A 12,732-nucleotide genomic window follows, 5' to 3' on the forward strand; every position below is an offset into this window, starting at 1 on the left:
GTGTCAGCCCATCGTCGGTCACGTGCAGCGGCCGACGCGGGCAGGGTTCAGGATGCGGACAGGGAGCGGCGTTCCCGGCCGAGTGCGGTGTACTCCTCGACTGCGGCCTGCGGACGGCCGCCGGTGACGAGGGCTTCGCCGACGAGCACGAGGTCGGCTCCGGCGTCAGCGTACTTCGTCACCTCGGCCGCTCCGGCGACGCCGGACTCGGCCACGAGGGTGCAGCCGGCGGGAGCGAGTTCGGCCAGGGGCGCGAACCGGTCGGTGTCGACGCTGAGATCCTTGAGGTTGCGGGTGTTCACGCCGATGAGTTCGGCACCGAGTTCCGTCGCGGTCTCCAGCTCTTCGCGATTGTGGGTCTCGACGAGCGCTGTCATCCCCAGTTCCGTGGCCAGGGCATGGAACTCGCCCAGCTGCACGGGATCGAGTGCTGCGACGATGAGCAGAACGATGTCCGCGCCATGAGCGCGGGCCTCGTGGAACTGATATTCGTCGACCATGAAGTCCTTGCGCAGGACCGGGATGTCCACGGCCGCGCGCACCGAGTCGAGGTCGGCGAGACTGCCGTTGAAGCGGCGGGATTCCGTGAGCACGCTGATGGCCCGGGCTCCCCCGGCGGCGTACAGACCGGCGAGCGTGCCCGGGTCGGGGATCTCGGCGAGGTCACCGCGGGAGGGTGACTTCCGCTTGACCTCGGCGATGACGCCGAAGTCGGCGGACAGGTCGAAGGGGCGGACCGGTTCGGCCGCAGCGGCCCGCGCGGTGATCTCGCTCAGCGGTACCTCGTTCCGGCGTGCCTGCAGATCTTCCCGCACGCCGGAGATGATGTCGATGAGGACTGTCATTTCTTCTTCGGCTTGTTGCCCAGTCCGATGGCGCGCAGGATCAGGCCGACGACGACGCCGAGGGCGACGATGCCGATGGAGATGTAGGTGATCGTGGGGTTGTGGATCGTGAATCCCACACAGCCGACCGTGACGCCGATGAGCATGATGACGACTCCGGTCCATCCCGCCACCGAGTTGCCGTGACCGGGATCGGCGATCGCTGCGTAGTCGATCGTGGATTTGTCGAGATCTGCGGCTCCGTTGCGGGCGAGGGACTGCGACATGGCGCTCCTTTGTGTGAGTGCGTGACACGCGTGTGGAAACTTTCCTCCATTGTGTCACGCTTCTTCGGCTGACCGGACACCGACCCGGTCACAAGGTCATTTCGAATCCGGGTCGGTGTCCGGGTCGGTCGACGTTTCGTCGTCGGGTGCGTCTTCGACGTCTTCTCCGCGGGACAGTGCGTCCCAGGTCGCGGCGGAATCGAATTCCCCGGAAGCGGATTCGGCGGTGCGGGCGTAGCGGTTGGAGTTCGTCCACCCGTTCGAGGCGACGGCGACCCAGACGATGCCGATGACGCCGATGCCTGCGGCCACTGCGGCGATGATCGCCCAGGAAGTGGCTCCCGGCGCCGAGGCGGCGCTCAGTGCAGTGATCCCGTAGCCGATTCCGGCGATGCCGGCCAGTCCCAGGACGACGAAGCGGCCGATCCGTCCGAGCATTGCGGCGAGCAGTCCCGAGACCGCGATGATCGCCACACACGCGGTGGCCACGGGTGAGGTCTGGGAGCTCGGATCCTCGGTGACCTTCGCCACTCCGCTGGGTCCGAGCGTGTCGCCTCCGGCACCGGCCTGCCAGGCGGAGATGGTCAGCGCCCACAGGGCAGCGGCGATGACGAGGATGATGAGGACTCCGCGTGATTTCGTCATGGCCTCACCTCTGACTTCCCTCCGCCGCATCCAATGCGTCGGCTGCGGCGGCGGCACGCAGCACCGCTGCGGCCTTGTTCTCGGATTCCTGGTACTCGGTCTCGGGCACGGAGTCGGCGACGAGTCCGCCTCCGGCGTAGACGCTCATCGTGCCGTTCCGGAGCACCCCGGTGCGGATGGCGATGGCGAGGTCGAGGTCGCCGGTGAAGGACATATAGCCGACCACTCCCCCGTAGATTCCGCGTCCGACGGGTTCGAGTTCGTCGATGATCTGCAGCGCCCGGGGTTTGGGCGCACCCGACAGCGTGCCGGCGGGGAACGTCGCCCGCAGCACATCGATGGCGGTGGTTCCGGGTTCGAGTTCGCCGCGCACGGTCGAGCTGATGTGCATGATGTGGCTGTAGCGGACGATGTCCATGAACTCGCTGACGTCGATGGTTCCGGCCGCGCAGACCTTCGCCAGGTCGTTGCGGGCGAGGTCGACGAGCATGAGGTGCTCGGCTCGTTCCTTCTCATCGGCCAGGAGCTCTCGGGCCAAAGAGTCATCGGCTTCCGGTGTGGTCCCGCGGGGGCGGGAACCGGCGATCGGGTGGGTGACCACCTCTCCCGACCGGACGGTCACGAGTGCTTCGGGTGAGGAGCCGATGATGCTCACCGGTTCCCCTCCGTCGTCATGGAGGTTGAGCAGGTACATGAAGGGGCTCGGGTTCGCATGCCGCAGCATCCGGTACACGCTCAGCGCATCGGCCTCGCACGGTGTGTCGAAGCGCTGGCCGATGACGACCTGGAAGATCTCACCGTCGACGATCTTCTGCTTCGCCGTCTCCACACCGTCGAGGTACACCTGTGGCTGGGTGCGGGTGGACACCTCGGGGTCGGCCTTCCGGGGGCGCAGGACATCTGCCGGGCTGGGCTGCTGCAGACGCTCGCACATCGCGGCGATACGGGCGACTCCCGAGGCGTGGGCGTCGTCGATGCCGGTATCGGCGCCGTTGACGTTGAATACGTTGGCCACGAGGGTGACCATTCCCGAATAGTGGTCGAAGACGGCGATGTCGCCGGGGATCATCAGCTGCACGGTCGGCAGGTGGTGTTCGTTGGGCCGCGGCGGCCCGAGCCTCTCGAAGCGACGGACGATGTCCCATCCGAAGTAGCCGACGAAGCTCGAGACCATGGGCGGCAGTTCCGATTCCGCTTCGGCCACGGCGAGGAGGTCGAGGGTGGCGGTGACCGCGTCGAGGACGTCGCCGTCGGTGGGGACGCCGACCGGAGGGGTGCCGGTCCAGTGGAATCCGTCTGCGGTCGAGATGAGGGTGGCCACGGGCGCCGAGCCGATGAAGGAGTACCTGGCCCAGGATCCGGCGACGGCGGATTCGAAGAGGAAGCTGCCCGGTCCGCCGTCGGTGAGTTTGCGGTAGAGGCTCAGCGGGGTCTCCGAGTCCGCGAGCACCTGGGTGTGGACCGGCACCAGGCGATGGTCGGCGCCGAGGGCGCGGAACTCGTCGAGGCTGGGTCGGATCGGCAGGTCGGTGGGGTTCGCCGCTGGGTCAGTCGACACTGATGGTCCTTCCGGTGAAGCAGGTCGGGGTGTTCGTATGGCAGGCGGGTCCGGTCTGGTCGACGAGCATGAGCAGGGCGTCGGCATCACAGTCGAGGCTGAGCGAGCGGACGTGCTGGACATGACCCGAGGTCTCCCCTTTCACCCAGTATTCCTGCCGGGATCGGGACCAGTAGGTGGCCCGCTTCGTCTCCAGTGTGCGGGAGACGGCTTCGACGTCCATCCACGCGAGCATGAGCACCTCTGCGCTCGTGGCCTCTTGGACGATGACAGGGATGAGCCCGTCATCGTTCGTTCGGATGATCTCCCGCCAGTTCTCCGGAGTCGCGTCGATGTCGCTGCTCATCGGACGTCGATTCCCTCCGCGCGCAGGGCGTCCTTGACCTCGGCGATGCTCAGGGTGCCGAAGTGGAAGACGCTGGCAGCCAACAGGGCGTCGGCTCCGGCTTCCACTGCCGGAGCGAAGTGTTCGACCTTTCCGGCGCCGCCTGAGGCGATGAGCGGTACGTCGACGGCGGCGCGGGCGGCGCGGATGAGTTCGAGGTCGAACCCCTCACGTGTGCCATCGGCGTCGATGGAGTTGAGCAGGATCTCGCCGACCCCGCGGTCGGCGGCTTCCCGGATCCAGTCGATGGCGCAGCGGCCGGTGCCTTCGCGGCCGCCGCGAGTGGTGACCTCGAAGCCGGATTCCGTGCTCGCGCCCTGTGCGCGCCGTGCGTCGAGGGAGAGGACGAGGACCTGGTTGCCGAAGTGTCGGGAGATCTCGCTGATGAGTTCCGGGTTCTTCACCGCCGAGGTGTTGACCGAGACCTTGTCGGCTCCGTCGCGCAGCAGCCGGTCGACGTCGGCGACGCTGCGGATCCCTCCGCCGACGGTGAGCGGGATGAAGACCTCTTCGGCGCAGGCGCGGACGACGTCGTGGACGGTCTCCCGGTCACCGCTGCTGGCCGTGACGTCGAGGAAAGTGAGTTCGTCGGCTCCGGACTCGCCGTAGCGGCGGGCGAGCTCGACGGGGTCGCCGGCGTCCCTGAGGTCGGCGAACTTCACTCCCTTGACGACGCGTCCGCCGTCCACGTCCAGACAGGGGATGACTCTGACAGCTACCACGCAGTCCTCCTAGATTCCCAGGCCCCGGTAGCGATCCATTCGGCGGGCCAGCCGCCTGGCCGAAGGTTCGCGCATGAGCGAGATGAGTTCGTATTCGAGTGTCTCACCGACCCTGGCGACGAAGTCGAGCGGTTCGTCGCTGGCGTCGGAATGTTCGGCGATGATTCGGTCGACGACTCCGTTGGCCTGCAGCATGGGAGCGTGCACGCCCTGGCTCTGAGCCATCTCGGCGGCTCTCTCGGTCGTGCGGTGCACGATCGCCGAGGCGCCTTCGGGCGGCAGGGGCGAGAGCCAGCCGTGTTCGGCGCTGAGCACCCGATCGGTCGGGATGAGGGCCAGTGCTCCGCCCCCGGATCCCTCACCGAGGATGAGCGAGACGGACGGAGCGTCGAGGTTGGCGAGGTCGGCGAGGCTGCGGGCGATCTCGCCGGCGATGCCGCCTTCTTCGGCTTCCTTCGACAGAGCCGCGCCGGGGGTGTCGATGACGGTCACGAGCGGCAGGTGCAGCTCCGCGGCCAATCGCATTCCGCGTCTGGCCTCACGCAGGGCCGCCGGGCCCATCGGTTCGCGGGAGTCCTGCCGGAATCGGTCCTGGCCGAGGACGATGCACGGTGCGGAACCGAACTTCGCCAGGGCCAGCAGCAGTCCGGGGTCCTTCTCCCCTTCGCCTGTGCCGTTGAGCGGCAGCACGGTGTTCGCTGCGGTGCGCAGCAGATCACGGACCCCGGGTCGTTCGGGGCGACGCGAGCTGGTGATCGCGGCCCAGGCATCGGAGTTCGGGTCGACGCTGTCCGGGGCCGTGTCCGGGTCCGGCACCGAGCTGGGAACCTCCTTGGCGCCCATGAGCACGTCGAGGACGCGGGAGACCGTGCCGGCGATGCGTTCGGGTCCGATGACGGCGTCGACGATGCCCATCTTGTGCAGGTTCTCCCCGGTCTGCACGTTCTCCGGAAACTTCTCTCCGTAGATGGCCTCGAATACTCGAGGGCCCAGGAATCCGATGAGGGATCCGGGTTCGGCCACGGTGACGTGCCCCAGCGATCCCCAGGAGGCGAAGACTCCTCCGGTGGTGGGATGGCGCAGGTAGACGAGGTAGGGCAGTCCGGCCTTGCGATGGGCGATGACGGCGTTCGTGATCTTCACCATCGACAGGAAGGCGATGGTGCCCTCCTGCATGCGGGTGCCGCCCGAGGCGGGACCGGCCAGCAGGGGCAGCCCTTCGAGGGTCGCACGTTCGATGGCATCGACGAGGCGTTCGGCCGCGGCCACGCCGATCGACCCGGCGAGGAAGCGGAATTCGCCGGCGATCACGGCCACGCGACGGCCGGCGATGGTGCCTTCGCCGGTGATGATGGATTCGTCGACTCCGGACTTCTGCGCCGCGGCTTCGAGTTCAGCAGCGTAGGCGTCAGAGATCCCGCCGGCGGGCTGGACGGGAGTGGTGTCCCAGGACAGATAGGATCCTTCGTCGAGGACGATGTCGACGAGCTCGAGTGCGTTGAGACGCGTCATGGCGATTCCGTTCAGTTTCCGTCGGCGAGCCACGCCACGATGGATTCCGCGTCTTCGTCGAGCAGCGGCGGGGCATCGTGAGCGGTGCGGGTGGTTTCGACCTCACCGGAGGAATCGGCGTCGAAGAAGCGCAGCGGCGGTCCGGGCAGATCGATGTCGCCGAGCACGGGGTGGTCGACCGAGACCTTGAGTCCCTGGCTGAGTGCCTGCTCCCACTGGTAGACCTCGGGCAGGGTGCGCACCGTGCCGGACGGGATTCCCGCCTCGGTGAGCCTGTTCAGCAGATCGGCTGCGGCGTAGGCAGAGAAGCGGTCTTCGATGAGTTCGATGACGGCGGCGCGGTTGTCCACGCGCTCGGAGTTGACGGCCATGCCCTCGGTGGCGGGATCGATGTCGAAGGCAGTGCAGAACTTCTGCCACAGGTTCTCGTTGCCCACGGAGATCTGCACGGCACCGTCGCGGCAGTTGAAGAGTCCGTAGGGCGACAGCGAAGGGTGGTGGTTGCCGCCGGGCTGCGGTTCCTGACCGGCGACCGTGGCCCGGGTGCCCTGGAAGGCGTGGACGCCGACCATTCCCGCGATGAGCGAGGTGCGCACGACCTTGCCCTTGCCGGTGCGTTCGCGTTCGAGCAGGGCCGCCAGCACGCCGTATGAGCCGTAGATTCCGGCCAGCAGGTCAGCGATCGGCACTCCCACGCGCTGCATATCATCGGGTCCCGAGCCGGTCAGCGACATCAGCCCGGCTTCGCCCTGGGCGATCTGGTCATAGCCGGCGCGGGAGGCTTCCGGACCGTCGTGGCCGAATCCGGTGATGGACAGGATGACCAGGCGCGGGTTGATCTCCATGCAGCGGGCGGTGGAGAAGCCGAGTCGGTCGAGGACACCGGAGCGGAAGTTCTCGATGAGAACATCGGCGCGTGCGATGAGTCCGGTCAGGGTGTCCTTGCCCGTGTCGGATTTGAGGTCGAGGGCGATGGATTCCTTGTTGCGGTTGCACGAGAAGAAGTAGGTGGCCTGAGGATTGTCCGCAGGCCCGACGAAGGGAGGTCCCCACGACCGCGAATCATCGCCCTTGCCGGGGTTCTCGACCTTGATCACCCGTGCACCGAGATCGCCGAACATCATTCCTGCATGAGGGCCGGCCAGGGCACGAGAGAGATCGACGACGGTGTATCCGGTCAGGGGGCCTGCCTCGGGTGTCTCGTTCGCCATTCCTAATCCTCCTTGAAGTGGGTGCGTCTCTTGATGAGCATACGCAATCGTGCGACCTCCGCATGGGCGCGGCGACCGTCTGCGTGCTGGATCGCCATCACCGCGCAGGTGGTGCCGTCCGTGAGGTCCAACAGGGGCCACGGATCATCGCCCTCGGGTGAGAACGTCACACCGAGGATCTGTCCCCAGTCGAGCCGACGGGTGCGCACCATGTTCTTGACCACCAGACCGTCCTCGGTGGGCCGGGCCTGGATATCGGAGATGCGCAGCAGGGCGGCTCCGAAGAGAATGCCCAGCAGGTTCATCCATATCATGTCGAGCACTGTCCACGGTTCCCAGTCCACGACGAACAGCGCCACGGACAGGACCGCGAACCCAGCGGTCACGGCAACGGCACCGACGATGCTGACGACGCGCACCTGTCGGGGCCGGAACACGGCCAGATCAGATTCGGCAGGCGCCAATGTTCGTCACCAGAATCGCACGCGCCCCGACTCCGTAGAGCCGGTCCATGACGTTGTTGACTTCCTTCGCTTCGACCATGACGCGCACAGCGACCCACCCGGTCTCCTGCAGCGGGGACACGGTCGGGGATTCGAGCCCCGGGGTCAGCGAGATCGCCTCGGGAACCAGGCGCTGTTCGATGTTGTAGTCGACGAGCACATACTGGCGGGCGACCATGACCGATTCGAGGCGGCGTTTGAGCACGCCGATGCGGGATTCGGCTCCGGCGCGCTGGATGAGCACACCTTCTGATTCGAGCAGCGGCTCGCCGAAGGTTTCGAGTCCCGCGGCGCGCAGCGTGGAGCCGGTCTCGACGACATCGGCGATGGCGTCGGCGACTCCGAGCTGGATGGAGACCTCGATCGCCCCGTCGAGCTGCACCGTGGTTGCCGCGATTCCGCGTCGCTGCAGGTCGGCATCCACGAGGTTCGGGAAGCTCGTGGCGATGCGGGCACCGGCCAGCTGCTCGGCCGAGGTGAACGAGCCGGCGGTGCCGGCGTAGAAGAAGCGCGAGGCACCGAATCCGAGTCCGAGCACCTCTTCGGCTTCGGCCTGTGACTCCAGCAGCAGGTCACGGCCGGTGATTCCGGCGTCGAGGATTCCGGAGCCGACGTAGATGGCGATGTCGCGGGGACGCAGGTAGAAGAATTCGACTCCGTTGACCTCGTCCTGATGGACCAGGGTCTTGGTTCCGCGTCGAGTGGAGTATCCGGCCTCGCTGAGCATGTCGGAGGCGGCTTCGGACAGTGCGCCCTTGTTGGGCACGGCTACACGCAGCATGGGGTCCCTTTGGAGTTCGATGGCGTCGGGTCGGTCAGGTTCGTGGGAGGGTCTTACAGGTGGGTGTTGACGTCGTCGAGGGTCAGTCCCTTGGCGATCATCATCACCTGTACGTGGTAGAGCAGCTGCGAGATCTCCTCGGCGAGCTCTTCCTTGGTTTCGTATTCGGCGGCCATCCATACTTCGGCGGCCTCTTCCACGACCTTCTTGCCGATCGCATGGACTCCGGCGTCGAGTTCGGCCACGGTCTTCGAACCGGTGGGGCGATCGAGGGATTTCTGCTGGAGTTCGGCGTAGAGAGTCTCAAAGGTCTTCACTTCTCCAGCCTAATGCATCTGCATCGGCCGCAGCATTCGGGGTCTCATGTTCTAGAACGCTGCGGGCCGGGTCTCACTGGTGCTGCCGGCGGCTGACCTCAGTCCTCGGGGTCGCGGCCGATGTCGGTGGCCGGACGGTGAGGCGCAGAGATCGTCTGGCGTGACCGTTTCGACCAGTCGATGAGTCCGAGGATGACCATGACGAGGAAGAACAGGTACACGGCTCCGGAGAAGACGAGTCCGCCGGAGATCGCCAGCGGGATGCCGACGAGGTCGACGGCGAGCCAGACGAACCAGAATTCGACGATGGCTCGGCCCTGGGCGTACATGGCCACGATCGAACCGATGAAGATATAGGCGTCGGGGTAGGGGTTCCAGGACCATCCGCCCAGGGCGAGGACCCAGCCGAAGACTCCGGTGCCGATGACGAGAGCTCCGAGCAGGATCGCCCGTTCCTTCCAGCTCGCCCAGCGGACGAGGACTTCACCGGCGGCGGCCTTGGACTTCTTCCATTGCGTCCATCCCCAGACCGCGGCGACGATGATGACGACCTGCCGAGAGGCGTTGCCGCCGAGGCCGGCGGAGAGGCTTGCGGAGAAGAGGAGGATGGAGCCGAGGATCTGCACCGGCCAGGACAGGATGTTCCGGCGCAGCGCCAGGACGACCGTGGCCAGCGCACAGATGTTGCCGAACAGGTCGGAGTACGGCACAGGCTTTCCCAGCAGTTCGAATGCCGGGGTGTTCAACCAGTCGAACAGGTCCATCGCAGGCTCTCTTCAGGTGTGGGCCGTAAGCATAGTTCGGCCCGGTTCGGTCAGTGGGTGTGTGCGGCGGCGAGGGTGCGCAGTTCGCTGATGGCGGCTGCCGCATCGTCGGCTCCGTAGACGGCGGAGCCGGCGACGAGGACGTCGGCGCCGGCGTCGACGACACGGTCGATCGTCGCCGCGGAGACTCCCCCGTCGACCTGCAGCTTGATCTCGAGTCCGGAAGCAGAGATCGCTTCGCGGGTCCGCGTGATCTTCGGCAGGCACACGTCGAGGAACTTCTGACCGCCGAATCCGGGTTCGACAGTCATGATGAGGATCTGGTCGAATTCGCCGAGGAGGTCGATGAAGGGTTCGATCGGGGTGGCCGGTTTGAGGGCGAGGCTGGCCTTGGCCCCGAGACGGCGCAGTTCCCGGGCGAGACGGACGGGGGCGGCAGCCGCCTCGGCGTGGAAGGTCACCGAGGCGCAGCCGATCTCCGCGTACACGGGAGCGTTGCGGTCGGCGTCGGCGATCATGAGGTGGGCGTCGAGCGGGATCGGTGAGATCGCCTGGATGCGTTCGACGACGGGCGGGCCGAAGGTGAGGTTCGGCACGAAATGGTTGTCCATGACGTCGATATGGGCCATATCGGCGGTGCTGATCTTCGTAAGCTCACCGCGCAGATCGGAGAAGTCCGAGGACAGGATGGAGGGGTTGATGTCGATCGACATGGGTCATTTCGCCTTTCGCAGGAGAGCCAGGAACATTCCGTCGCTGTTGTGGACATGGGGCCAGAGCTGGGCGTATCGCCCGCCTTCCCGGGTCACCGACGCGAACGACTCCGCCTCGGTGCCGGTGATCGCCGACAGCGCGGCCGGGGTGTCGAGGACCTCGATGTCCGCGCTTCCCGACTTGGCTCGCAGGCGCAGAACCTCGTCGACGATGAGCACGGTTTCGGCGTAGTGCGGTGAGCACGTCGAGTAGGCGACCACTCCCCCGGGCGCGCAGGCATCGAGGGCAGCGGCGAGCAGTTCGCGCTGCAGTCCGGTCAGGGAGGTGATGTCTTCGGGCCGTCTGCGGTAGCGGGCTTCGGGGCGGCGGCGCAGGGCACCGAGTCCGGAGCAGGGTACGTCGACGAGGATCTTCGAGTAGGGTCCGCGGGCGTCGCGTCCGTCGCGGACGGCGGCGATGACGTTGGTCAGCGCCTTGGTGGAGTCGCGGACGAGGTCGACACGGTGCTCGCTGGAGTCGAAGGCCTCCAATGTCGTCGATTCGCCGGCGGCTCTGGCTGCGAGGACGGCGGCCTTGCCGCCGGGTCCGGCGCACAGGTCGGCCCAGGTTCCGGTGGGTGCGTCGATATCGGCCAAAGCGAGGGCCACAAGCGCGGAACCTTCGTCCTGGACGCGGGCACGTCCGTCGGCCACAGCTGCCACGTCCCGGGGAACCGCGGTCTCCAGGGTGACGCCGATCGGTGACAGCGGGGTGGGTTCCCCCGGCAGTTCGGTGCGGTCGATGAGTCCGGGCAGGGCGGTCACTCCGACCTTTGCGGGTGCGTTGTCGGCTTCGAGGAGAGCTTCGAGCTCGGCGGCATCGCGGCCATGTCCCTTGAGCGCCTGGTTCAATGCCCGGACGACCCATTCGGGATGGGAGTGTTCGATCGCCAGTCGGGTGGTCTCGTCGGCCTCGGCGGTGACGCGGTCGAGCCACTCGGTGGGTTCGGCTTCCGAGATACGGCGGAGCACGGCATTGACGAATCCGGCGGTCTTCGCCGCCGATCGTTTGACCACAGCCACGGTTTCGGACAGTGCAGCATGGTTGGGCACCCGCATCGACAGCAGCTGGTGGGCGCCGAGCCGCATTGCGGCCAGGGGTTCGGGATCGATCTTGTCGACGGCTCGGGACGAGGCGATTTCGATGACCGCATCGTAGAACTTCTGCCGACGCAGGGTTCCGTAGGTGAGCTCGGTGGTGAAGGCAGCGTCCTGAGCGCCCATATGGGTGCGCGAGAGTTTGGCCGGCAGCAGCAGGTTCGCGTAGGCGTCTTTCGTCGCCACGTCGAGGAGGACTTCCCAAGCGATGCGCCGCGGCAGGTTCTTACCCGCTCGTTCGCCTTGCGATGCTCCGCGGTCCTGACGTGGGCGGTCGCGACCCTGACGTCCGTGATCGCTGCGTCCGCGGCCGTGGCCGGCGCGTCGGTCGGTGTCTCGGCTGCCGCCTCGGCGCTGCCCGTGATTGCCGTCGTTTCCGCGGCTGCCGCCTCGGCGGTCTCTGCCTGCTGACTCAGCCATGGCTCTTATGCTTGCCTCTCGGTATAGGGGTCGAAGGTCACGTCTCCGCGGCCGCGCAGGAAGTCGGCCGTGGCCATCCGGGCCTTGCCGAAGGGCTGGATCTGCTCGACCCGGACCCAGCCGTCACCGCAGCGCAGCACCGGTTGCTGCTGCCAGGTGGTCAATTCGCCGACGGCCCCAGGTGTTGTCACTTCGGATGCGGGTGAGAGTCCGAAGAGCTTCGTCCTCTTTCCGTCGAGTTCCACCCATGGTCCCGGTGCGGGACTGGTTCCGCGGGCCCTGTCGATGACCCGGGCGGCCGGAGCGGACAGGTCGAGGTGGGCGTCGGTGACGGTGATCTTCTCCGCATGGCTGGACTCGCCGGTCTGCGGGGTCGGGGCGGCGGTGCCGGCGGCGAGATCGTCGAAGGCGGCGACGAGTTCGGGTGCCCCGCGGCGTGCATAGTCCTCAAGTGCCTCGGCGACGTCCGCGTGGTCGAGCGGCAGTTCGAGTCGGCGCAGCACGGGGCCGGTGTCCATGCCCTCGTCGATGCGGAACACACTGATCCCACTCGTGGTCTCACCGCCGATGAGTGCGCGTTGGACGGGGGCGGCTCCGCGGTAGGCCGGCAGCAGTGAGAAATGGAGGTTGAACCAGCCGAGTCGGGCGGTGGCCAGTGCGGCGGGTCCGGCGATGGCGCCGAAGGCGACGACGGCGACGGCGTCGACATCGAGTGCCTGCAGCTGGGAGATGACGTCGCCGCGCAGACGACCGGCTTCGATGACGGGCAGTCCGAGTTCGAGAGCGCGGGTCTTCACCGGTGACGGGGTGAGGACTCTCTTCCGTCCGACGGGCGCATCGGGTCGGGTGAGCACCGCACGGATGCGGTGGCTCGATTCGGCAAAGGCCTCGAGGGCGGGAACTGCGACATCAGGGGTGCCGGCGAAGACGATATCCACGACTTGGATTCTACT

General features: G+C 67.0%; 15 protein-coding genes. All 15 read right to left on the minus strand.

The window, feature by feature from the left end; genetic code table 11:
* Positions 1–47: 47 nt before the first annotated feature.
* Positions 48–845 carry an indole-3-glycerol phosphate synthase TrpC gene (gene trpC / locus AC239G_RS10145; protein WP_139467313.1) on the minus strand — a complete coding sequence of 266 codons (798 nt, stop codon included), beginning with the start codon at positions 843–845 and terminating at the stop codon, positions 48–50.
* Positions 842–1,111 (minus strand): HGxxPAAW family protein, encoded by a 270-nt coding sequence (locus AC239G_RS10150; protein ID WP_139467314.1) that lies wholly within the window; start codon positions 1,109–1,111, stop codon positions 842–844. Before AC239G_RS10150 ends, trpC begins: the two co-directional genes overlap by 4 nt.
* A gap of 96 nt (positions 1,112–1,207) precedes the next feature.
* A complete protein-coding gene (locus AC239G_RS10155; protein ID WP_139467315.1) occupies positions 1,208–1,756 on the minus strand; it encodes a Trp biosynthesis-associated membrane protein in 549 nt (182 codons plus the stop codon).
* A 4-nt stretch (positions 1,757–1,760) separates the two neighbouring features.
* Positions 1,761–3,401 carry an anthranilate synthase component I gene (trpE, locus tag AC239G_RS10160; protein WP_139467316.1) on the minus strand — a complete coding sequence of 547 codons (1,641 nt, stop codon included), beginning with the start codon at positions 3,399–3,401 and terminating at the stop codon, positions 1,761–1,763.
* Positions 3,304–3,660, minus strand: a complete 357-nt coding sequence (hisI, locus tag AC239G_RS10165) for a phosphoribosyl-AMP cyclohydrolase (RefSeq protein ID WP_139467317.1) — start codon at positions 3,658–3,660, stop codon at positions 3,304–3,306. Before hisI ends, trpE begins: the two co-directional genes overlap by 98 nt.
* The gene (hisF, locus tag AC239G_RS10170) at positions 3,657–4,421 is read right to left on the minus strand and encodes an imidazole glycerol phosphate synthase subunit HisF (protein WP_139467318.1); all 765 of its coding nucleotides are present in this window, start codon (positions 4,419–4,421) and stop codon (positions 3,657–3,659) included. Before hisF ends, hisI begins: the two co-directional genes overlap by 4 nt.
* A gap of 9 nt (positions 4,422–4,430) precedes the next feature.
* The gene (locus AC239G_RS10175) at positions 4,431–5,933 is read right to left on the minus strand and encodes a carboxyl transferase domain-containing protein (RefSeq protein WP_139467319.1); all 1,503 of its coding nucleotides are present in this window, start codon (positions 5,931–5,933) and stop codon (positions 4,431–4,433) included.
* Positions 5,934–5,944: 11 nt separating this feature from the next.
* Positions 5,945–7,144 carry a CaiB/BaiF CoA transferase family protein gene (locus AC239G_RS10180; RefSeq protein ID WP_139467320.1) on the minus strand — a complete coding sequence of 400 codons (1,200 nt, stop codon included), beginning with the start codon at positions 7,142–7,144 and terminating at the stop codon, positions 5,945–5,947.
* Between the two features lie 2 nt (positions 7,145–7,146).
* A complete protein-coding gene (locus AC239G_RS10185) occupies positions 7,147–7,581 on the minus strand; it encodes a PH domain-containing protein (protein WP_229663936.1) in 435 nt (144 codons plus the stop codon).
* A 7-nt stretch (positions 7,582–7,588) separates the two neighbouring features.
* On the minus strand, positions 7,589–8,428 hold the full coding sequence (gene hisG, locus AC239G_RS10190) for an ATP phosphoribosyltransferase (protein WP_172169683.1): 840 nt from the start codon (positions 8,426–8,428) through the stop codon (positions 7,589–7,591).
* A 53-nt stretch (positions 8,429–8,481) separates the two neighbouring features.
* Positions 8,482–8,745, minus strand: coding sequence for a phosphoribosyl-ATP diphosphatase (locus tag AC239G_RS10195; RefSeq protein ID WP_101544371.1), 264 nt, complete (start codon positions 8,743–8,745; stop codon positions 8,482–8,484).
* 98 nt (positions 8,746–8,843) lie between these two features.
* Positions 8,844–9,509, minus strand: coding sequence for a nicotinamide mononucleotide transporter family protein (locus tag AC239G_RS10200; protein ID WP_139908102.1), 666 nt, complete (start codon positions 9,507–9,509; stop codon positions 8,844–8,846).
* A 50-nt stretch (positions 9,510–9,559) separates the two neighbouring features.
* Positions 9,560–10,222, minus strand: a complete 663-nt coding sequence (gene rpe / locus AC239G_RS10205; protein ID WP_139467323.1) for a ribulose-phosphate 3-epimerase — start codon at positions 10,220–10,222, stop codon at positions 9,560–9,562.
* Between the two features lie 3 nt (positions 10,223–10,225).
* Complete coding sequence (locus AC239G_RS10210; protein WP_487488780.1) at positions 10,226–11,779, minus strand: RsmB/NOP family class I SAM-dependent RNA methyltransferase; 1,554 nt, start codon at positions 11,777–11,779, stop codon at positions 10,226–10,228.
* Positions 11,780–11,784: 5 nt separating this feature from the next.
* Positions 11,785–12,717 carry a methionyl-tRNA formyltransferase gene (locus AC239G_RS10215; protein WP_139908105.1) on the minus strand — a complete coding sequence of 311 codons (933 nt, stop codon included), beginning with the start codon at positions 12,715–12,717 and terminating at the stop codon, positions 11,785–11,787.
* Positions 12,718–12,732 lie beyond the last annotated feature (15 nt).

The sequence above is a fragment of the Brevibacterium sp. Lmc1 genome (genome assembly GCF_057654315.1).